Source organism: Janthinobacterium sp. BJB446, assembly GCF_002735655.1.
In the GTDB taxonomy this organism is placed as follows: domain Bacteria; phylum Pseudomonadota; class Gammaproteobacteria; order Burkholderiales; family Burkholderiaceae_D; genus Janthinobacterium; species Janthinobacterium lividum.
Genome location: NZ_PDZK01000002.1, coordinates 62,244 through 82,346 on the forward strand (window position 1 = coordinate 62,244; position 20,103 = coordinate 82,346).

The 20,103-nt window shown below is 63.5% G+C and carries 21 protein-coding genes and 1 pseudogene; 15 read left to right on the top strand and 7 right to left on the bottom strand.

All coding sequences use genetic code 11. The features are described from left to right. Positions 1-87: 87 nt before the first annotated feature. The 4 genes from CSQ92_RS15965 to CSQ92_RS15980 all read right to left on the bottom strand — a co-directional run bounded on the left by CSQ92_RS15965 (position 88) and on the right by CSQ92_RS15980 (position 5,052). Positions 88-1,017, bottom strand: coding sequence for a quinone oxidoreductase family protein (locus tag CSQ92_RS15965; RefSeq protein WP_257219283.1), 930 nt, complete (start codon positions 1,015-1,017; stop codon positions 88-90). 93 nt (positions 1,018-1,110) lie between these two features. Beyond that, positions 1,111-1,500, bottom strand: coding sequence for a methylglyoxal synthase (locus CSQ92_RS15970; RefSeq protein ID WP_034786684.1), 390 nt, complete (start codon positions 1,498-1,500; stop codon positions 1,111-1,113). Between the two features lie 29 nt (positions 1,501-1,529). After that, complete coding sequence (locus CSQ92_RS15975) at positions 1,530-2,450, bottom strand: DMT family transporter (protein ID WP_099394760.1); 921 nt, start codon at positions 2,448-2,450, stop codon at positions 1,530-1,532. A gap of 118 nt (positions 2,451-2,568) precedes the next feature. After that, positions 2,569-5,052, bottom strand: a complete 2,484-nt coding sequence (locus CSQ92_RS15980) for an alkaline phosphatase D family protein (protein ID WP_257219251.1) — start codon at positions 5,050-5,052, stop codon at positions 2,569-2,571. Positions 5,053-5,195: 143 nt separating this feature from the next. Here CSQ92_RS15980 and CSQ92_RS15985 point away from each other — a divergent pair, with 143 nt between their 5' ends. The 14 genes from CSQ92_RS15985 to CSQ92_RS16045 all read left to right on the top strand — a co-directional run bounded on the left by CSQ92_RS15985 (position 5,196) and on the right by CSQ92_RS16045 (position 16,246). Next, positions 5,196-5,921, top strand: a complete 726-nt coding sequence (locus CSQ92_RS15985) for a YebC/PmpR family DNA-binding transcriptional regulator (protein WP_034786485.1) — start codon at positions 5,196-5,198, stop codon at positions 5,919-5,921. 58 nt (positions 5,922-5,979) lie between these two features. After that, entirely contained in the window at positions 5,980-7,248 is a 1,269-nt protein-coding gene (purD, locus tag CSQ92_RS15990) for a phosphoribosylamine--glycine ligase (protein WP_070254269.1), read from the top strand. Between the two features lie 88 nt (positions 7,249-7,336). Continuing rightward, positions 7,337-8,083 carry a hypothetical protein gene (locus CSQ92_RS15995; protein WP_099394762.1) on the top strand — a complete coding sequence of 249 codons (747 nt, stop codon included), beginning with the start codon at positions 7,337-7,339 and terminating at the stop codon, positions 8,081-8,083. Between the two features lie 83 nt (positions 8,084-8,166). Continuing rightward, positions 8,167-8,304: a hypothetical protein gene (locus CSQ92_RS29075; protein WP_180277039.1), complete on the top strand. Its 138-nt coding sequence runs from the start codon at positions 8,167-8,169 to the stop codon at positions 8,302-8,304. Positions 8,305-8,308: 4 nt separating this feature from the next. Continuing rightward, positions 8,309-8,956 carry a hypothetical protein gene (locus CSQ92_RS16000; RefSeq protein WP_099394763.1) on the top strand — a complete coding sequence of 216 codons (648 nt, stop codon included), beginning with the start codon at positions 8,309-8,311 and terminating at the stop codon, positions 8,954-8,956. Then, positions 8,953-9,756, top strand: a complete 804-nt coding sequence (locus CSQ92_RS16005; RefSeq protein ID WP_099394764.1) for a hypothetical protein — start codon at positions 8,953-8,955, stop codon at positions 9,754-9,756. The genes CSQ92_RS16000 and CSQ92_RS16005 overlap by 4 nt, the downstream gene beginning before the upstream one ends. A gap of 101 nt (positions 9,757-9,857) precedes the next feature. Further along, positions 9,858-10,772, top strand: a complete 915-nt coding sequence (hemF, locus tag CSQ92_RS16010; protein WP_034786480.1) for an oxygen-dependent coproporphyrinogen oxidase — start codon at positions 9,858-9,860, stop codon at positions 10,770-10,772. A gap of 44 nt (positions 10,773-10,816) precedes the next feature. Continuing rightward, complete coding sequence (gene nadD, locus CSQ92_RS16015) at positions 10,817-11,464, top strand: nicotinate (nicotinamide) nucleotide adenylyltransferase (RefSeq protein WP_257219252.1); 648 nt, start codon at positions 10,817-10,819, stop codon at positions 11,462-11,464. Next, positions 11,465-12,154: a ribosome silencing factor gene (gene rsfS, locus CSQ92_RS16020; protein ID WP_099394765.1), complete on the top strand. Its 690-nt coding sequence runs from the start codon at positions 11,465-11,467 to the stop codon at positions 12,152-12,154. It begins immediately after the preceding gene. A gap of 6 nt (positions 12,155-12,160) precedes the next feature. After that, positions 12,161-12,631 (top strand): 23S rRNA (pseudouridine(1915)-N(3))-methyltransferase RlmH, encoded by a 471-nt coding sequence (gene rlmH / locus CSQ92_RS16025; protein ID WP_034747108.1) that lies wholly within the window; start codon positions 12,161-12,163, stop codon positions 12,629-12,631. A gap of 8 nt (positions 12,632-12,639) precedes the next feature. Then, positions 12,640-13,260, top strand: a complete 621-nt coding sequence (locus tag CSQ92_RS16030) for a Maf family protein (protein WP_034786478.1) — start codon at positions 12,640-12,642, stop codon at positions 13,258-13,260. 43 nt (positions 13,261-13,303) lie between these two features. Beyond that, entirely contained in the window at positions 13,304-14,767 is a 1,464-nt protein-coding gene (rng, locus tag CSQ92_RS16035) for a ribonuclease G (RefSeq protein ID WP_034747098.1), read from the top strand. Between the two features lie 2 nt (positions 14,768-14,769). Beyond that, complete coding sequence (locus tag CSQ92_RS16040; RefSeq protein ID WP_099394766.1) at positions 14,770-15,546, top strand: AraC family transcriptional regulator; 777 nt, start codon at positions 14,770-14,772, stop codon at positions 15,544-15,546. A gap of 73 nt (positions 15,547-15,619) precedes the next feature. After that, the gene (locus CSQ92_RS16045; protein WP_099394767.1) at positions 15,620-16,246 is read left to right on the top strand and encodes a LysE family translocator; all 627 of its coding nucleotides are present in this window, start codon (positions 15,620-15,622) and stop codon (positions 16,244-16,246) included. Here the strand turns inward: CSQ92_RS16045 and CSQ92_RS16050 are convergent. The 3 genes from CSQ92_RS16050 to CSQ92_RS16060 form a co-directional block, all read right to left on the bottom strand. After that, a complete protein-coding gene (locus tag CSQ92_RS16050; RefSeq protein WP_226939445.1) occupies positions 16,222-16,761 on the bottom strand; it encodes a hypothetical protein in 540 nt (179 codons plus the stop codon). The two genes, CSQ92_RS16045 and CSQ92_RS16050, sit on opposite strands and share 25 nt — an antisense overlap. 64 nt (positions 16,762-16,825) lie before the next feature. Beyond that, the gene (locus CSQ92_RS16055; protein WP_052140504.1) at positions 16,826-17,305 is read right to left on the bottom strand and encodes a hypothetical protein; all 480 of its coding nucleotides are present in this window, start codon (positions 17,303-17,305) and stop codon (positions 16,826-16,828) included. 126 nt (positions 17,306-17,431) lie between these two features. After that, the gene (locus CSQ92_RS16060) at positions 17,432-18,457 is read right to left on the bottom strand and encodes a LacI family DNA-binding transcriptional regulator (RefSeq protein WP_034786474.1); all 1,026 of its coding nucleotides are present in this window, start codon (positions 18,455-18,457) and stop codon (positions 17,432-17,434) included. Positions 18,458-18,663: 206 nt separating this feature from the next. Between CSQ92_RS16060 and CSQ92_RS16065 the strand changes: the two are divergent. Continuing rightward, positions 18,664-19,902: pseudogene (locus CSQ92_RS16065) on the top strand (malic enzyme-like NAD(P)-binding protein); the annotation flags it as partial. Positions 19,903-20,103 lie beyond the last annotated feature (201 nt).

Below are 20,103 nucleotides of genomic sequence, written 5' to 3' on the forward strand. Positions count from 1 at the left end.
CAAAGGTGAGCGCGCCGATCAGGGCCACCGCCAATAACAGCACGATCAGCAGGCGGCCGAACTTCGGCGTGCCGTCATCGCTGCCGCTCATGGCACGATGATAGTGGAACCGGTCGTCTTGCGCCCTTCCAGGTCCGTGTGCGCCTGGGCGATATGGGCCAGGCTGTAGCGCTGGTTGATCTCGATCTGCACTTCGCCGCTGCTGACGACGCCGAACAGCGAGGTGGCCATTTCTTCCAGGTTCGCGCGGTTCGAGGCATAGCTGAACAGGGCCGGGCGCGTGAGGAACAGCGAGCCGCGCGACGCCAGCTCACTGAGGGTGAAGGCCGGCACGGGACCGGACGCGTTGCCGAAGCTGACCATCATGCCCAGCGGCGCCAGGCAGTCGAGCGAACCCGTAAACGTATTCTTGCCGATGGAATCGTACACCACGGAGACGCCCTTGCCGCCCGTGATCTCGCGCACGCGCTCGACGAAGTTTTCCGTGTTGTAGTTGATGACGTGGGCGGCGCCATGCGCCTTGGCCAGGGCCGCCTTTTCATCGGAACCGGCCGTGCCGATCAGGTTCACGCCCAGCACTTTCGCCCACTGGCAGGCGATCAGGCCAACGCCGCCCGCGGCCGCGTGGAACAGGACGGTATCGCCCGCCTTCAGGGCCACCGTGCGGTGGAACAGGTATTGCACCGTCAAGCCTTGCAGCATCATGGCGGCGGCCGTATCGAAAGCGATGCGCTCGGGCAACACCAGCAGCAGGGCCGCCGGCAAGTTGCGCTGCTGCGCATACGCGCCATTGATGCGCGCCGCATACGCCACCCGGTCGCCGATTTTCACTTCCGTGACGCCCTCGCCCACTGCCTCGACGATGCCCGCGCCCTCGACACCGAGGCCATTGGGCAGCGGCTGCGGGTACAGGCCAGTGCGGAAATACACGTCGATGAAATTGAGGCCAATGGCCTCGTGTTTCACGCGCGCCTCGCCGGGGCCGGGCGGCGGCAGTTCCACGTCCACATATTCCATCACTTCCGGGCCGCCCACGCGCTGCACGCGGATGGCCTTGGTGGTAATCGTTGCACTCACAGTATGCTCCTTGAAGAAGAATCGGGAAAAACGTCAGGCGGCCGCGCTGGCCCGCGCCTGCAACTGCGACAGCACCAGGTGCGCCGATGACAGATTCGTCGCGCACGCCACGTTGTGCACGTCGCAGGCGCGCACCAGGGCGTTGATGTCCGGCTCGTGCGGCTGCGGCGTCATCGGGTCGCGCAGGAAAATCACGCAATCGATCAAGCCTTCCACCAGCAGCGAGCCGATCTGCAAGTCGCCGCCGAACGGACCGGAATGCTTGCGTTCGACCGCCAGGCCCAGTTCGTTGATCAGGCGGCCGCCCGTGGTGCCCGTGGCCGACAGTTCGCAACCCTTCAAAAAGTCCAGGTATTCGCCCGCCAGGGTAATCATGTCATCTTTTTTCTTGTCGTGGGCAATCAGGGCGATACGTGTTTTCATGGTGAGGACCATTTCAGTGGGTGGAGGAATTATTTCTTTTTCGACAGCAAGTAGATACCGGCCAAGACCAGGCTGGTGCCAGCCAGTTGCCAGTTGGTGATCGGTTCATCGAGAATCATGGCGCCCAGGAACAGGGTCGACACGGGACCGATCATGCCCGCTTGCGAGGCGACGGGCGCGCCGATGCGCTCGACGGCGATCATCGTCATGAAGACGGGCATCACCGTGCAAAAGATGCCGTTCAGCAAAGACAAGCCATACACGGGCATGGGCTGGATCAGCAGCTCGACGGGACGCAGGATGAAGAATTGAAAGATGCAGGCAAAGCTGGCCACGCACATCGCATAGCTAACCAGGCGCATCGAGCCGATGCGCTTGACCAGTTCACCCGAGCCCAGCAGATACACGGCATACGCGCAAGCCGAACCCAGCACCAGAGTCGACCCCAGCGCCACATTGCTGGCGCCGCCCTGCAAGTCGTGCACGAACACCAGCACGATGCCGCAATAGGACGTGAACAGTGCCAGCCACTGCAGGCGGCTGATGCGCTGCTTGAAGTACACGGTGGTAATCAGCAGTACGAAGGTGGGCGTGAGGAACAGGATCAGCCGCTCCAGCCCCACGGAAATGTATTGCAGGCCCAGAAAATCCAGATAGCTGGACAGGTAGTAGCCGACGAGGCCCAGCCCGACGAGGCGCAGCCGGTCGCTGTTTGATAGCGGCGGCTCCGTGCGCATCTGCCAGTACGCGATGACGGCAAAAACGGGCAGCGAAAAAATCATCCTGAAGGCGATCAGGGTGACGGCGTCGATCTGGTAACGGTACAGCAGCTTGGCGACGATGGCCTTGGTGGAAAACAGCACCGCCCCGCCCACGGCGATGGCCAGGCCACCGAGGTAGACGGAACGGGGAAGCGAGGGAGGAGATGCTTGCGGGGAACTGGAGCTCATCTCCAGATTGTAAGGCAAAAGCGACAGGCGGCTGATAAGCCCGACGGCAAAAACCGGGGTCGGACCCTGAGGGTCTGACCCCAGCCCTTGCTTTGGGCTTGACGTTTAATAAATAATTTTAAGACACCACCACCGCCGCCGCGCCCGCCGTCACCGTCGCCGTCGTCACCCGCGCAATCACGTTGCTTGGTGCCGCCGTGCCGATCAGTTTATTTACCTGCTTGAACTGCGCCACCAGCTTGCCCGGCGTCAAAGTGACCACCGTGTAGCCCTGCGCATCCGTATTCAAATGCTTGATCCACGGGTTGTTGCCCAGGCCGGACAATTGCTGCGCCAGGCCCAGCAGGGTCGCGCTGAAGTCAGTGCTCGCTTTCAAGCCAGCCTGCACGGCAGCTACCGTGGCATCGAGCTGCGCCTCCGGCACGCCCTTGGCGGCCAGGGCGCCGCGCAGCTGCACGCGCAATTGCTCCAGCAGGCTGTCGATGGTGGGCGCCGCCTTGCCCATGGTGTAGTCGAGCAGGTTGATGTCGAGATTCACCGTGCCCAGGCCCGTGACGGGAATGGCCAGCGGATAGCTGACGAGGGTGCCGATATCGCCCATGCTGCCGGCGGCCGATTTCAGGTAACTGAAGAAGGAATCGGAGCTGACGCCGGCCGACACCAGGTCCACCATGACGGGCGTGCCGCCGCCGGCGGCGTCGAAATCGTCGCTGACCGTGCCCGCAAAAAACGAGTGGATATCGCCGGTAATCGCCACCACGTTGCCGATGGCATTGTTTTTCAGGTGCGCCATCAGGTTCTTGCGCTCGCTGTTGTAGCCATCCCACTGGTCGCAATTGAGCAGGAAGCGCGTGAAGAATGGCGCCAGCGCCGCCTGCTGGCCGGAAGCGGTGACAAAGCTTGACGCAGCGCCCTTGGCCTGCACGTCGGGCTTGATCCAGCCGAAGGCGATCACTTGCGCGGCGGCGGCCGGCGAAGCGCTGTTGTAGGCGGCTACCGTGATGCCGGCCTGGGCCGCGCTCAAGCCGGCGCCCACGGCAGCGGCGCCCTGCGCACTGGCATTGGCTGCCGCGCCGGCAATCGCCATGGCCGCCGCTTGCGCCACGGTTGATGAGGCGCCCGCCGTCGAGGCCGCCACGATGGCGCAGGCCAGTGGCACGCTGCCGCCCACCAAAGGCAGGGTGCTGGCGATGGCCTTGCCCACGTTCGACATGGCGCTCAGGGCCAGCAAGGTGGCGATCGCATCCGTGCCATTCAAGCCCATGCGCAGCAGCGACACTTCATTGCCCCACAGCTTCCAGGTGGACGTCGCCGCCTTCATCTTGCTCTTCCACCAGTCGCGCTGGGTCGTGCCCAGCATGCCGACGGCAGCCAGCGGGTCGGCGCCGGCCTTGGTGGCGGCGGCCATCTTCTGCCCTTCCACGCTGTCGAACAGCGCTTGCGGCACCAGATAGCGGCTGCCGATGCTGCCCAGCGGCTTGCCCGTGGCAGGATTGATGGTCGACTCGGCGATCGCATGGTCGGCGCGGTACAGGCGCTCGTCCGTCATCACCAGCTGCATCAGTTTGCCGAACTGGAAATCGCGGTAGATCTGGATGTTCTGGAACGTTGTCGCGGCGGCATCGAACGTGACGTCGGCCGGCATGTATTCGAACCACGCCTGGTTGGCGCTGCGGCGGCGGGCCGGCTGGTGCAAATCGCTGCCGTCGGCGGCCACGATGCCCTCGTAGGTGGAGGCGTCCTGCCAGGCGTCGTCCGTGAATTCGTGATCATCCCAGATGGCGATGAAGGCAAAGCGTTCGTGCACGGCTTGCAGGCGCGCATCGGTGCGGTATTTCTTGTACAGGTAGCGGTAATCGGCCACGGTGGTGGCGTACTTCGCGCCGGACGTGCCGCTTTTATACGTGCCGTCCGGCAGTTTCAGCTGGTCGTGGCGGCTTTCCACGGCGCCGCTCTGGAAGGCCTCGCCCACCGTTTCATAGATGTAATCGCCCAGGTGGACGATGAAATCCAGGCTTTCATTGGCGGCGATGTGCGACAGCGCGCCCCAGTGGTTGATGCTCCAGTCCTGGCACGTCAGGTAGGCGAACTGCAGCTGCGGCACGTCGGCCGTGGCGGCGGGCGCCGTCTTGAAGCGGCCCACGTTCGAGCGCATGTCGCCGGCGATGAACTGGTAAAAATACACCTGGCCCGGCTGCAAACCCGTCACCTTGTGGCGCAGGGTATTGTCGAAATCGGCTTTCAGCGGCAGCTTGGCATCGACGATGGGCGTGCCGGCCAGGGCCGTATTGCCGCCCAGGGCGGCCGTATTGTCGCTGGCGCTGACGATCAGGCGTACGGCGACCTCGTCCTTGCCGGCCACGGCGGGCGCGACGGCATCAAAACTGGCGGGCACGACGCGCGTCCACAGCATGGCGCTGTCGGCGCGCGGGTCGCCCGAGGCCACGCTTTGCGGGAATTTCCAGTCGCTGCCCGAGGCCAGCGGCACGCCAGGATCGCTGTAATCGGTGCTGCCGCAGGCGGCGAGGCCGGCGGTGGCGACGGAGACGGTGATAAAGCCGCCCAATTTCAGAAATTGCCGCCTGTCCATTTGATTTGCCATGATGTCGCGCCCTCGATATGGTGAAAGCGCGTCACTTTAACAACAAAATGTGTCCGCTTGATGACGGGGCCATGCCGCTTTGCGGGGGGCCGATATGCTAAAATGTCGGCCACAATTGAACACCCGTCTAAGGAAGATTCGACATGGCAGGACATAGCAAATGGGCCAACATCAAGCATAAAAAGGCTGCCACCGATGCCAAGCGCGGCAAAATCTGGACGCGCCTGATCAAGGAAATCACGGTCGCGGCCCGCATGGGCGGCGCCGATGCCATCACCAATCCGCGCCTGCGCCTGGCGGTTGACAAGGCGGCCGATGCGAACATGCCAAAAGACAACGTCCAGCGCGCGATCAACCGCGGCAGCGGCGGCGTCGACGGCGCCAACTACGAGGAAGTGCGCTACGAAGGCTACGGCGTGGGCGGCGCGGCCGTCATCGTCGAATGCATGACCGACAACAAGGTGCGCACGGTGGCCGAAGTGCGCAACGCCTTCAACAAGAATGGCGGCAACATGGGCAATGAAGGCTCGGTTGCCTTCATGTTCCAGCACTGCGGCCAGCTGCTGTTCGCGCCGGGCACCGACGAAGACAAGCTGATGGAAGCGGCACTGGAAGCGGGTGCCGACGACGTCATCGCCGATGAAGAAGGCGGCTTCGAAGTGGTCACTCCCGTGCACGATTTCGCCACCGTCAAGGAAGCGCTGGAAGCGGCCGGCTTCAAGGCTGAAGTGGCCGAAGTCATCATGAAGCCGGCGACGGAAACCGTCTACGCGGGCGACGACGCCATCAAGATGCAAAAGCTGATCGATGCGCTGGAACTGCTGGACGATGTCCAGGAAGTGTTTACGAACGCCCTGATCGAGAATTAAGCAACAACATCAAGGGCGGCACCGCCGCCCTGCAACCCACATTGAACGAACGGTACCTATGAAAATTCTGGTAGTCGGCTCTGGCGGCCGCGAACACGCCCTGGCCTGGAAACTGGCCCAGTCCGAACGCATACAGATGGTGTATGTCGCGCCGGGCAATGGCGGCACCGCGCGCGATGCGCGCCTGGTCAATCTCGACATCAGCGACCCGCAATTGCTGGCCGATTTCGTTCAACAGGAACACATCGGCCTCACGGTCGTCGGTCCGGAAGTGCCGCTGGCGGCGGGCATCGTCAACCTGTTCCGCTCGCGCGGCCTGAAAATCTTCGGCCCGACGAAAGAAGCGGCGCAGCTGGAATCGTCAAAGGACTTCGCCAAGGCCTTCATGCAGCGCCACGGCATCCCGACAGCCGCCTACCAGACGTTTTCCGACGTCGCTCCCGCGCACGCCTACATCGACGCCATGGGCGCGCCCATCGTCATCAAGGCCGACGGCCTGGCCGCCGGCAAGGGCGTCGTCGTAGCCATGACCCTGGAAGAAGCGCACCAGGCGGTCGACATGATGCTGGCCGATAACCAGTTCGGCGACGCCGGCGCGCGCATCGTCATCGAGGAATTCCTCGCCGGCGAAGAAGCGAGCTTCATCGTCATGTGCGACGGCAAGAACATCCTGCCGCTGGCCACCAGCCAGGACCATAAGCGCCTGAAAGACCACGACCAGGGCCCGAACACGGGCGGCATGGGCGCGTATTCGCCGGCGCCTATCGTCACGCCGGCCATGCATGCGCGCGTCATGCGCGAAATCATCGTGCCGACCATCCAGGGCATGGCCAAGGATGGCATCACGTTTACGGGCTTCCTGTACGCTGGCCTGATGATCGACGACAAGGGCACGCCGAAGACCTTGGAATTCAACTGCCGCATGGGCGACCCGGAAACGCAGCCGATCATGGCGCGCCTGAAAACCGACCTGGTCACCGTCATGGAGCACGCCGTCAACGGCACGCTCGACGCCGTGGAACTGGAATGGGACCGCCGCACGGCCGTCGGCGTCGTCATGGCTGCCGCCGGCTACCCGGACGATCCTGTCAAGGGCACATCCATCGGCGACATCCCGGCCGAAACCGTCGATTCTGTCACCTTCCATGCGGGCACCCGCATCGAAGGCGAACGCCTGGTCACCAACGGCGGCCGCGTGCTGTGCGTGGTGGGCCTGGGCGACAGCATCAAGATGGCGCAGAAGCAGGCGTATGAAACCGTGGAAAAAATCCATTTCGACGGCGCCCAGTACCGCCGCGACATCGGCTGGCGCGGTTTGAAGCATTGATCGCCCCATAACGATCACACGGCGGGCCGGCGCGGAATGCATCCGCCCCGGCCCGTTTTCATTTTGATCGCCGCCCCCATTCCTCGCCATGACCATTCCACCCGGCCTTGCCGCACCAGACCGCGATGCCCCGGTGAGCCCCCTGACCTGGCTGACGCTTGCCGCGCTGCTCGTTGCCGGCCTGGCCTGGTACTGGTTCAGCAGCTATGCCGTACCACGCTGTGATACCAGACAAACCGTGGCCGCCGTCACGGATGGCAAATTCAGCCTGCACGATATCAAGCAGGCCGGCTATGCCTGGTCGCAAAAAACCCGTGGCTGCCTGGCTACCGTCATCCAGGACGGCAAGCCGATGCAATACGCCTGGACCATTTCGCGCGTGGAAGGCCGCCGCAAAAGCCGGCTGGAGTATGACCATGCGCATCCGGGCATCGTGCAAACGCGCTTTGCCGACATCGCCTGGCATGGCGGCTTTGCGCAGCAGGGCCAGCCCATCGGGCGCGATGGACTGAAGAAGGCGGTGCTGGCCGGCATGGATGCACTGCGCGGCAAGCCGCTCTACCATGTCAATCTCAACGCGGTGCTGTCGCCGCAGCACTACCGTGAAATCGGCGATATTGAAGCGCTGGGACCATGCAAGGCAGTATTGCCCGGCGTGGTTTCCTGCCGCCTGCTGCTGGCCCGTAACGACCTTGCGCCCGCTGCCGCAACAAAGGTGCTGGCAGTGTCGGTGCTGCAGCAAGGCGACTTTACTTTCCAGCGCAGCGAGGATGGCAAGAACTGGTCGGTAACACCGCGCATCAGGACAGAACTGGAGCAGGCGCAACTTCAATAGTGCGCTGGAGAAACGAGATTGCATTGTAAAATTTATCATCTTGATTCTTCACAAACCCACTCCCGATGACAAGCGATCCACCTGTGCCCACGCATACTTCCGTCGAGGCGCTGCATGTGCTGAAGCTGCTCACGCGCCGCCAGCGCGACGCGGCCGGCAATGGCTGGTCGGTGACGACGCAATTTGCCGGCGAACCGCGTCTGGCCAAAGTAAAAGAGTAAGTCCATGCATATCGAACCGCCCCACGCATCGCTGGGCCAGCTGCACCAGCTTGGCCTGATCACCGCGCAGGAACTGGACGAGGCCAATGCGGAACGCGATATCGCCGCCCATGAGCGCCTGCACCCGCCCGAGGATCCCGTGGACATGCCGGAACTGGCGCAGGACGCCGATCTGGCCAGCACCCTGGGCTGGCTGCTGCTGACCGATCTGCTGCCCAAGAATGACTTCGACAAGCGCGTGGCCAAACTGCCACCCCGGCAACAGGCACTGGCAGCAGAGGGGGTGAGGCACTACAACCGCCGCGAGGTCGACGCCTTGTACGAGCTCGATTTGCTGAACCAGTTCCAGCGCGATGCGGCACACGCGGCGGCGCCAGCCGACCGCATGTTGTATACGCCCTGGATCGCCATGCGCTGGCTGGTGGTAAACAACATCCTGCCGACGGCGCAGTTCGAAGCGCTGGAAGTGCACGTGCGTGAACATGGTAGCGAACTGGCGCGCGACATCATGGAAGCGTCCAGGCTGCGCCATGGCCACGACCGCATCCCGTACAAGCGCCCACCGGCCTGGAAAGGCGCGCTGATCGTGCTGGGGCTGATCCTGGTCATGTCCGTCGTGTACGGCTTGCTTACCGGAGGCCTGCAGCCATGAGCACCGATCCACGCCTGCTGCCGCTGGCAGAACTGATGCGCCTCGGCCTGATCACCAGCGACGAATACGACGATACGCTGGCCGAACTGGAGATCATCGACCTGCAGCGCGCGCACAATGCCGCCGAAGACATTGATGTGCCGGAGCTGGCGATGAATGCCGACCAGATCGGGACGCTGGCCTGGCTGCTGAGCGCCGAACTCGTGCCCGAGGACCGTTTTTTCAAGATGCTGCGCAAGCTGCCCGCCGATGAACCACGCCGGCACCTGGCCAGCGCCGCGCTGCAGCAGGTGAACCGGCAGGCGGTCGACGCGCTGTACCAGCAGAACCTGATCAACCCGTGGCAGCGCGACGCCGCCCACGACAGCCTGCCAACCGGCCACCTGGCCGCCACGCCCATCGCGGCCTTGCGGCATATGCTGAAACAGGGCACGCTATCGCCGCTGCAATACAAGGAGCTGCAAGCGCGCACGCGCGCGAACGGCTCGCCACTGGCGCGCGTGATCGTCGATGCTGCCGGCAAACCGCCGGTCCAGTATGGTCGGCGCGCCGCGCGCCCGTTCAACGTCCTGATGATAGTGCTGATGCTGCTAATGCTGATGCTCGTGGCGATTGTGGGGCCGTTGTGGTTCAAGCGCGAGCAGCCAACGCCTGCGGCACCACTGGCGCATCCGGCCGACACGGTGGAACGCGACGACCGGCAGCAGCGTGCGGCGCAAGCACTCGATGCCGCCCGCCAGCCGGGCCATGAGAGCGTGCAATACGATGTCCATGTGGTGCAGGACAAGCCGCCTCGGTAAAGCAGGGCCGGCAACAGCAGCGCCGGTTTTGCTATCACAAAAATCCGTAACAGGGTACAATCCGTCCTTACTTTTTTATTTCGGCCTCGTCGGCCCACGCGATGTCGTCAACTCCCTCTCCTTCGGCCGTCAAGGCCTATTTGCTCGATTTGCAAAGCCGTATCGTGCAGGCACTCGAAGCGCAGGACGGCAAGCCCTTCCTGACCGATGCCTGGCAGCGCCCCGAGGGCGGCGGCGGCATTTCGCGGCTGATCGAGGAAGGCAATGTATTCGAGCGGGGCGGCGTGAATTTTTCGCACGTTACCGGCGCCGCATTGCCGCCATCGGCAGCGGCCGCGCGCCCTGAACTGGGCGGCAAGGCGTGGGAAGCGATGGGCGTGTCGCTGGTGCTGCATCCGCGTAATCCGTATGCGCCCACGGTGCACATGAATGTGCGGTTTTTCAGCACCGTCAATGCCGATGGCGAACCCGTATGGTGGTTCGGCGGCGGCATGGACCTGACGCCGTATTATGGCGACGCGGGCGACGTGAAGCACTTCCACCAGGTGTGCCATGATGCGCTGGCGCCGTTTGGCGACGAACTGCATCCGAAGTTCAAGCAGTGGTGCGACGATTATTTCTACCTGAAGCACCGGCGCGAAGCGCGTGGCGCCGGTGGCATCTTCTTCGACGATTTCAATGCCCTGGGCTTTGACGACAGCTTTGCGATGATGCGCAGCGCCGGCGACGCTTTCGTCAAGGCCTATGTGCCGATCCTGGCGCGCCGCAAGGACACGCCCTACGGCGAACGCGAACGCGATTTCCAGTGCTACCGGCGCGGACGCTATGTCGAGTTCAACCTGGTGTTCGACCGCGGCACCCTGTTCGGCCTGCAGTCGGGCGGACGCACCGAGGCGATCCTGATGTCGATGCCGCCCGTGGTCAAGTGGCGCTACGACTGGCACCCGGAAGCGGGCAGTCCCGAAGCGGCGTTGTATACTGACTTCCTCGTGCATCGCGACTGGCTGCAGGCGTGACCGGAGTTAGCACGACGCATGGCATCGCCGGCAATACCCCATGCGTGGCGCTGCTGGGCGGCAGCTACGATCCGGTGCATATGGGCCATGTCGCGCTGGGCACGCATTTTTCCAGCCTGCTGCACGCCGATGAACTGCGCGTGATTCCGGCCGGCGCGCCCTGGCAAAAGGGCAACCTGGGCGCCACCGGCCAACAGCGCGCCGAGATGGCCAGCCTGGCGTTTGCAGGCCTGCCCGTGCCGGTCGTGATCGACCGCCAGGAAATCGAGCGCAGCGAACATGGCCAGGCCAGCTACACCATCGATACCTTGCGCCAGGTACGCGCCGAGCTGGGAGCGCGCGCATCCATCGTTTTCCTGATGGGTGCCGACCAGCTGCAGCGGCTCGCGACATGGCGCGAATGGCAGCAATTATTTGAATACGCGCATATCTGCGTCGCGGCCCGCCCCGGCTTCGCGCTGAATGACACCGCAGTGCCGCAAGTGGTCGCCGAAGAATTTTCGCGCCGCCTGGGGGCACTGGAAAGCATCCGCAACACGCCGCACGGTCTGACTTATCTGGCACAGGACTTCGCGGTGGATATCTCCGCCACCGAAATACGTGCGGCATTACAACGGGGGAATCGGGCAAACTCGCTTGTTTCCCCGCTAGTGCTAGACTATATTGAACAACATAATTTATACAAAAGCTAAATGGACATCAAAAAACTGCAAACCCTCGTCGTTGACGCCCTTGAAGACGTCAAAGGCCAAGACATCGCCGTCTTCGAAACCAGTCACCTGACCAGCCTGTTCGACCGCATCGCGATCGTTTCCGGTACCTCGAACCGTCAAACCAAGGCGCTGGCCGCCTCGGTGCGCAACAAGGTCAAGGACGCCGGCGGCGACATCATCGGCATGGAAGGCGAGGAAACGGGTGAATGGGTGCTGGTCGATCTGGGCGACATGATCGTCCACATCATGCAAGCGCCTATCCGCGCCTACTACCGCCTGGAAGAAATCTGGGGCGACACGCCGGTCAAGCTGGGTGCCGCCAAGCGCGCGCCGAAAAAAGCGGCCGGCGACGAGCCGAAAAAGGTCAGCGGCCATCTGGCAGCGAGCAAGGCCAATGTGGAAGCTTCGCCCGTGATCGAGAAAAAGACACCGGCCAAGAAAGCCACGGCCGCCACCGCCGCCAAGAAAGCCCCGGCGAAAAAAACCACCGCTTCCAAAGCTGTCGGCAAGACCGTGAAAGTCGCGCCAACCAAGACCGAAGCGGCTGCCGTGAAAGCCTTGAAAGCGCTGCCAGAGAAAAAAGTGCGCGCCCCACGCGCGGCCAAGCCGGCAGCCGATGCTGCACCGGCAAAAACCGTGATCAAGCGTATCAAAAAAGTCGAAGCGTAAGCCTCGATGCAGCTTATCATCGCTGCGGTCGGCCATAAAATGCCGGCCTGGATAGAGACGGGCTTCGCGGAATACGCGAAGCGCATGCCGCCGGAATTGCGCATCGTGCTGAAAGAAATCAAGCCGGTGGAGCGTTCCGGCAGCAAGACCGCCGCCACGGCGATGGCGCTGGAACGCGAACGCATCGAAGCCGTCCTGCCCAAGGGCGTGCGCATCATCGCGCTCGACGAACGCGGCAAGGACCTGACCAGTGTCGGCCTGTCGCAGCAGTTGATGGCGTGGCAGCAGGATGGCCGCGACACCGCCTTCCTGATCGGCGGCGCCGACGGCCTCGATCCGCAACTCAAGGCACGTGCCGAAGGCATGCTGCGCATTTCCAGCATGACCCTGCCGCACGGCGTGGTGCGCGTGATCCTCGCCGAGCAGCTGTATCGTGCCTGGTCAATCACGCAAAACCACCCCTATCACCGCGTCTGAACTCCCCCATGAAAACGGCTGATCACAAGATCTACCTTGCCTCCAAAAGCCCGCGACGGCGCGAACTGCTGCGCCAGATCGGCATCGATTTCGAATTGCTGCTGCTGCGCAGCGACGGCCCGCGCGGCGCCGACGTCACAGAGGAAGTCCTGCCCGGCGAATCGGCGCTCGACTATGTCGCCCGCGTGTCGAATGAAAAAGCCGCCTTCGCCTGGGACCTGGTGCGCCGCCGCCACCTGACCCCGCGCCCCGTGCTGGCAGCCGACACCACCGTCACCATCGACGGCATCATCCTCGGCAAGCCGGCCGACCGCCTTGAGGCCGTGGCGATGCTGCAGCAGCTGTCGGGCCGCACGCACGAGGTGCTCACCTCGATCGCCGTGCACTACAAGGATTTCGCCGAGCAGCGCACGCAGGTGTCGCAAGTGCGCTTCGGCGTGCTCTCGCCGGCCTCCATCGCCGCCTACTGCGCCACGCCCGAGCCCTACGACAAGGCCGGCGGCTACGGCATCCAGGGCAGCGCCGCCCTGTTCGTCGAGCATATCGAAGGCAGCCATTCCGGCATCATGGGCCTTCCTCTGTACGAGACGGCGCAATTGCTGCGTGAAGCAGGTTTGCCCCTGCCCTGATCCCGGGTATGATGTCATTCGTCGCCTCCACTTCCCCGCCTCCATGAACGAAGACATCCTGATCAATATCACGCCGCAAGAAACGCGCGTCGCCCTCATCCTGCAGGGCGCCGTGCAGGAATTGCACATCGAGCGCACGCTCACGCGCGGCCTGGCCGGCAATGTGTATTCCGGCAAAGTGGTACGGGTGTTGCCGGGCATGCAGTCGGCCTTCATCGACATCGGCCTGGAGCGCGCCGCCTTCCTGCACGTGGCCGACATCTGGGAAGCGCGCGGCCACGATGGCCAAAACGCGACACCGGCGCCGATCGAAAAAATCCTCTTCGACGGCCAGGTGCTGACGGTGCAGGTGATCAAGGACCCGATCGGCACCAAGGGCGCGCGCCTGTCGACGCAAATTTCCATCGCCGGACGCATGCTGGTGTACCTGCCCCAGGACAAGCACATCGGCATCTCGCAGAAAATCGAAAAGGAAGCGGAGCGCGAGCAGTTGCGCGTGCGCCTGCAAAGCCTGCTGCCGCCCGATGAAAAAGGCGGCTACATCGTGCGCACCATGGCCGAGGACGCTTCCGACGCTGACTTGAAGGCGGACGTCGACTACCTGCGCAAGACCTGGAGCACAATCACGCACGGCGCGCGCACGCGTCCCGCCACCAGCCTGCTGCACCAGGACTTGAGCCTGGCGCAGCGCGTGCTGCGCGACTTCGTCGGCGATGAAACAGCCACCATCCAGGTCGATTCGCGCGAGAACTACGTCAAATTGCGCGAATTCGCGGAAATCTACACGCCCAGCGAACTGACGCGCTTGCAGCACTACACGGGCGAGCGCCCGCTGTTCGACCTGTATGGCGTGGAAGAAGAGATCCTGCGCGCGCTGGGGCGCCGGGTCGACCTGAAATCGGGCGGCTACCTGATCGTCGACCAGACGGAAGCGATGACCACCATCGACGTCAACACGGGCGGCTTCGTCGGCGGGCGCAATTTCGCCGACACGATTTTCAAGACCAACCTGGAAGCGGCGCACGCCATCGCGCGCCAGCTGCGCCTGCGCAACCTGGGCGGCATCATCATCCTCGACTTCATCGACATGGACAATGCCGAGCACCGCAACGCCGTGCTGGCCGAACTGAAACGCACGCTGTCGCGCGACCGCACCAAGGTTTCGGTGAGCAACTTCTCGCCGCTGGGCCTGGTGGAAATGACGCGCAAGCGCACGCGCGAATCGCTGGCCCACATCCTGTGCGAACCCTGCCCCGCCTGCGCCGGCAAGGGACAAGTCAAGACCTCGCGCACGATCTGCTATGAAATCCTGCGCGAACTGCTGCGCGAGGCGAAACAGTTCAACCCGCGCGAATTCCGCATCCTCGCCTCGCAGGAAGTGGTCGATCTGTTCCTCGAAGAAGAATCGCAGCACCTGGCCATGCTCGGTGATTTCATCGGCAAGAAAATTTCGCTGCAGGTGGAGAACGCCTACCACCAGGAGCAGTACGACGTGATCCTGATGTAGTCATGCCGGGCACCACCGCCTTCTGGCGCGACCCGTCTCTCCCCCACGTGGAGAGCCGGCGCGCCTGCCACAGCCGGGCGTGCTACAAGCCGCACAGCCATCCCACGTTTTCCATCGGCGCCGTCGACGCAGGCGGCAGCATCTTTACAGGCAGCAAAGACGGCAAGGTCGCCCTCGGCAATGGCAGCCTGGTGCTGGTGCCGGCCGGCTGCGTGCACGCCTGCAATCCCCTGCCTGACGCCCCGTGGAGCTACCAGATGCTGCATCTCGATGCGCGGTGGCTGCAGGCACACGCGCCGGCGCTCGATGGCGACACGGCGACGGTGTTGCGTTGCCCGCTGCTGTATGCGCAGTTTTGCGCCATGAATGCGCTGCTGTTTTCAAGGGCCGGCGCGGCGGAGAAAAATGCGGCGCTGCAGGCGTTCCTTGGCGCCTGCGCCAGCGCCTGCGCAGACGTGCTGCCGTCGGAACGCAAGCCGCTGCCCCAGCAGCTGGCGCCCGTGCTCGCGACGCTGCAGGCGCAGCCCTCTGCCAGCCTGCGGCAACTGGCGGAGGCGGCTGGCCTGAGCCCCTATCAATTGATCCGCGCCTTTCGCGCCGCCACGGGCCTGACGCCGCATGCCTACCAGCTGAATATGCACGTCAACCGCGCGCGCAGCCGCTTGCAGGAAGGGACGGCGCTGGCGCAGCTGGCGCATGAGCTGGGCTTTGCCGACCAGAGCCACCTGCAGCGCGTCTTCAAGGCGCATGCGGGCATCACGCCCGGGCGCTACCGCTAGCCTGCAATTTTCTTCAATACGCGCCAGCAGCAGCATTGCATACTCGCCTCCCTATCGTTACGGAGCGCAAGCCATGCAAGACTTTTTATTGATCGCCGCCGCCCACTTTCTTTCCCTGCTGTCGCCCGGTCCCGATTTCTTCCTGATCGCGCGCACCTCGCTGGCCCACGGCTGGCGCGCCGCCGCCGGCACGTGCATGGGCATTACCGTGGCCAATGCGGTGTTTATCGTGGCGGCATTTGGAGGACTGTCGGTGCTGCAGGCGGGCAGTACGGCATTCATGGTGGTGCGGCTGGCGGGATGCGCCTATCTGCTGTACCTGGGCTGGCTGTTCCTGCGCCATGCGGGCAAGAGCAGCCTGGATGCCAAGCCCGCCACCGGCAAGGCGCGCTGGCGCGGCGGTGTCGTGATGGGGTTTGTCTCCGCCATCCTGAATCCGAAAAATGCGCTGTTCTACGTCAGCCTGGCCACCGTGCTGGCCTCCAGGCAGACAAACACCGCTGCGATGGTCGCATATGGTACGTGGATGGTCTTTGCCGTGCTGGCGTGGGATATGGCGGTGGCGCTGGCTATCGGCAGCACCGCCCTGCGGCAGCGCTTTGCGCGCGCACTGCCGTCGCTGGAACGGCTGTCGGGCGTGATGCTGATCGTGCTGGCGGTGGTGCTGCTAGCGGATCAGGCTGGCAGCGGATCCAGGTAAAACACGGCATACACTTTCAAGGGCGTGGTTTCCGTCGCCTTTTCCGAGCGCACGACGGAGCAATCGTCGGCGGCCAGGCTGCGCCAGTTCTGGATGCCGGCCTTGGCGAACATGGCGTGCGCAGGGGCATTCGCCGCCAGGTCCAGCACCAGGCAGGCGTTGCGCGGGCCGGCGCCGTAGTTGACGGCGCGGATTTCAATGCCGAAGGTCGTCATCCACGGTTCCCACAAGCCTTTTTCCTTGCCGGCCGCCATGCGCTCGAGCATCTCGCCAAACGTCAGACCTTTCTTGACGGTATCCCGCAGTGCTTGCAACGACGGCGCCAGGCGGGGATCGGGCTGCTTGTTGCCGGCGCGGATCTCGGCGATCGCTTTCAATTCCTTGATGATGGCCGCATCGCGTTCCGTGTAATCGCGCATGCGCGCGTAAAACTCGGCATCGAGGAAGGGATTGACGGTCAGCTTGGCGACGCCCTCTTCGCGGCGTTTCGGGGAGGGCGTGTTGGTTTTGGTCATGGCGATGGAGGGCAAAATACGTTGAGGGCCGCCAGTTTAACATCATGGCGCGTCGGCGGCAGCTTCAGCGCCGCTTTAATGTTGCCCCTGGCGGGTGCGGCGCGGCCACTGCGGCGCGCGCGCCAGGCCGCATGAAGTCACGCCGTGGCCCGAACAGGAAGACGGCGCCCGCATACAGCCCCGCCAGGGGGAAGCGCACCTCCCTGAGCAACTGCTGGAAAATGGCGATCGACTGCGCGCGGGTGACGGGAATGTCGGCGCGCCACTGGCACAGCACGTCATGCACGAGGCTGGCATGATACGTCGCCGGCAAGCCCAGGTGCTGCGCGCCATCGGGCGTGCCCACATAAAATAGGCCGAGCACGCTGATACAGGGCGAACAGCCATCCCAGGCATAGCCGGCGCGGATGCGGATCGCCGATTCGCGTATCGTCACCCACTCGTTTTCAAACTCTATGCCGTCAAGCAAGGGCGAGCAATAGCCATAGTCGCTGCCCAGCGCATAGCGCCAGGCATTGCCAGGCATGCCGAAATTCTTCGGCATCAGCGGCCTCCCTGCCGTGCATGCCGCCGTTGTCGCCTATATGTCGTCTGCATGGGGTTATCTTGATCATTATCAATATCAAGATTTAAACATACTCCGGCAAAAGAAGGGCAACAAGCGGCAGACTCAGGCGCGCGGCGCCGCCGTCGATTCGCGCACCACCAGTTCGGGTTTCAGGCGCACGTCGAGCACCGGGGAATCGGGCGAAGCTATGGTTTGCAGGATCAGCCGGGCCGCTTCCGTGCCGATGCCGTGGTGGCGGATGCGGATGGTGGTCAGGGGCGGACGGATCATGTCCATGTAGGGCATGTCGTTGTGGCCCACCACGGAAATATCTTCGGGGCAACTCAAACCCAATTCGCGGATGGCGTCGTAGCAGCCGAGGGCCACCAGGTCGCTGCCCGTCACCACGGCCGTCGTCCGCGGCGACTGGCGCAGCAGTTCCAACAGGGCCGCCTTGCCGCATTCGCGCGAATAACCGCTGCTTTCAAACACGAACGCTTGCGAGCGATCGAGTTCGCTGGCCTGGATGGCGGCCAGGAAACCGAGGCGGCGCACGTGGCCAGTGGACAGGTTTTCCGGGCCGGCGATGTGCGCGATATGGCGGTGGCCCAGCGCCAGCAAGTGTTCCACCGCCAGACGCATGCCGACCACGTCGTCGCTGACGACGCAAGAAGCGACGCCCGTCTCGTCGCTGCGGTTGACGGTAACGACAGGCACATTCTGGTCGATGCACATCTTGATGACGGGATCGTCGCGCCGTGCGGTAGCCAAAATCAGGCCGTCGACCTGCTGTCCCAGCAGGCGGTTGATGACGAACAGCTGCTCTTCCTCGTCGGCGCCCACGTTGGCGACGATGGCCAGGTAGCCATGCTTGCGCAAGCCTTCCTCGATGCCCAGCAGGATCGGTGGAAAGACAGCGTTGGTAATGTCGGGCAAAACCACGCCGATGATGCGCGACTTGCGTGTGACAAGGGTGGAGGCGGCGCGGTTCGGCCGGTAGCCGAGCCGGCCCGCTTCGGCCAGCACGCGCGCGGCCACCTCGGCGCTGACCATTTGCCGCGTTGCCGGGTTCATCACGCGCGACACGGTGGAAAAGTGCACGCCGCTGGCCCGCGCGACGTCGCTTAAGGTGGGGTTCTTGTTTGTCATGGGCTTCCCGGATCGCAATACCGTGATTTTATCGTAAAAATTCCCTATTCCGTCAAAAACCGAGCAAACGCTTGCATTGAAATAATCGGGTTGCCCAAAGCGGTTTTGGTGGGCTTAAGCACAATCCAGCCTTGACAGCGTGCAAACGCTTGCATACCATGACTCGGATTGATCACTCGGGCCTGGTTGCCCTTCCCAGAATTCTTATGTCTACTTCCCACAGCAAGCACGCCGAACAGAACGGCGAAACCTTCAACCTGAAAGAAGCCGCCCTCGCCTATCATGCGGAACCCCGCGCAGGCAAGATTTCCGTCACGCCAACCAAACCGCTGGGCGACGCCCGCGCCCTGACCCTGGCGTACTCGCCGGGCGTGGCCTTTGCCTGCGAAGCCATCGTGGAAGATCCGCGCACGGCCGGCATCTATACGTCGCGCAGCAACCTGGTGGCCGTGATCACCAATGGCACGGCCGTGCTGGGCCTGGGCGATATCGGTCCGCTGGCCAGCAAACCGGTGATGGAAGGCAAGGCTTGCCTGTTCAAGCAGTTCGCCGACGTCGATGTGTTCGACATCGAACTGGCCGAGAACGATCCCGACCTGTTCATCGACACCGTGGTGCGCATGGAGCCGACCTTCGGCGGCATCAATCTGGAAGATATCAAGGCGCCCGACTGCTTCTACATCGAACAGCAATTGCGCAAGCGCATGAATATTCCCGTCTTCCACGACGACCAGCACGGCACGGCCATCATCGTCGCGGCCGGCATCCTGAACGGCCTGGAACTGGTCGGCAAGGACATCGGCAACGTCAAAGTGGCCGTCTCGGGCGCTGGCGCCGCGTCGATCGCCTGCCTGGACCTGCTCGTCTCGCTGGGCCTGAACAAGTCGCTGCTGAAAGTGTGCGACAGCCAGGGCGTGATCTACCCGGGCCGCGATGCCAGCATGGAAGAGAACAAGGCGCGCTACGCGAACGACACGAGCGACCGCGACCTGGCTGACGCCATGGTCGGCGCCGACATCTTCATCGGCGTCTCGAAGGGCGGCGTGGTCAGCGCGCAGATGGTCGAATCGATGGCCGCCAAGCCGCTGATCTTCGCCCTGGCCAATCCGCATCCGGAAATCGCGCCGGAAAAAGTGCATGCCGTGCGCGACGACGCCATCGTCGCCACGGGCCGCTCGGATTACCCGAACCAGATCAACAATGTGCTGTGCTTCCCGTACATCTTCCGTGGCGCGCTCGACGTGGGCGCCACCACCATCAATGAAGAAATGAAGCTGGCCTGCGTGCGCGCCATCGCCGCGCTGGCCAAGGAGCCGCTGCCGGGTCACGAGAGCAGCGCCCTGACGCCGCTGCAACTGATACCGTCGCCGTTCGACGAGCGTCTGCGCAGCTGGGTCGCGCCTGCCGTGTCGCAAGCGGCCATCGCCACCGGCGTCGCCACCCGCGTGCCAGCAGTCGCCTGATACGCATGGCAGGCGATCCTGCCTTGGCAAAATAACAGCAAGTTACCATTGCTTACAAAAAAACCATGGCTGAAAACCATGGTTTTTTTCATTTCCCCCTTGAGACCGCCCATATAGTTATCGAAGAGTAAATTCCCGGGTGCCGTTTTTGCTGCCCCCTTCGATTACAATGACGCCTACTTT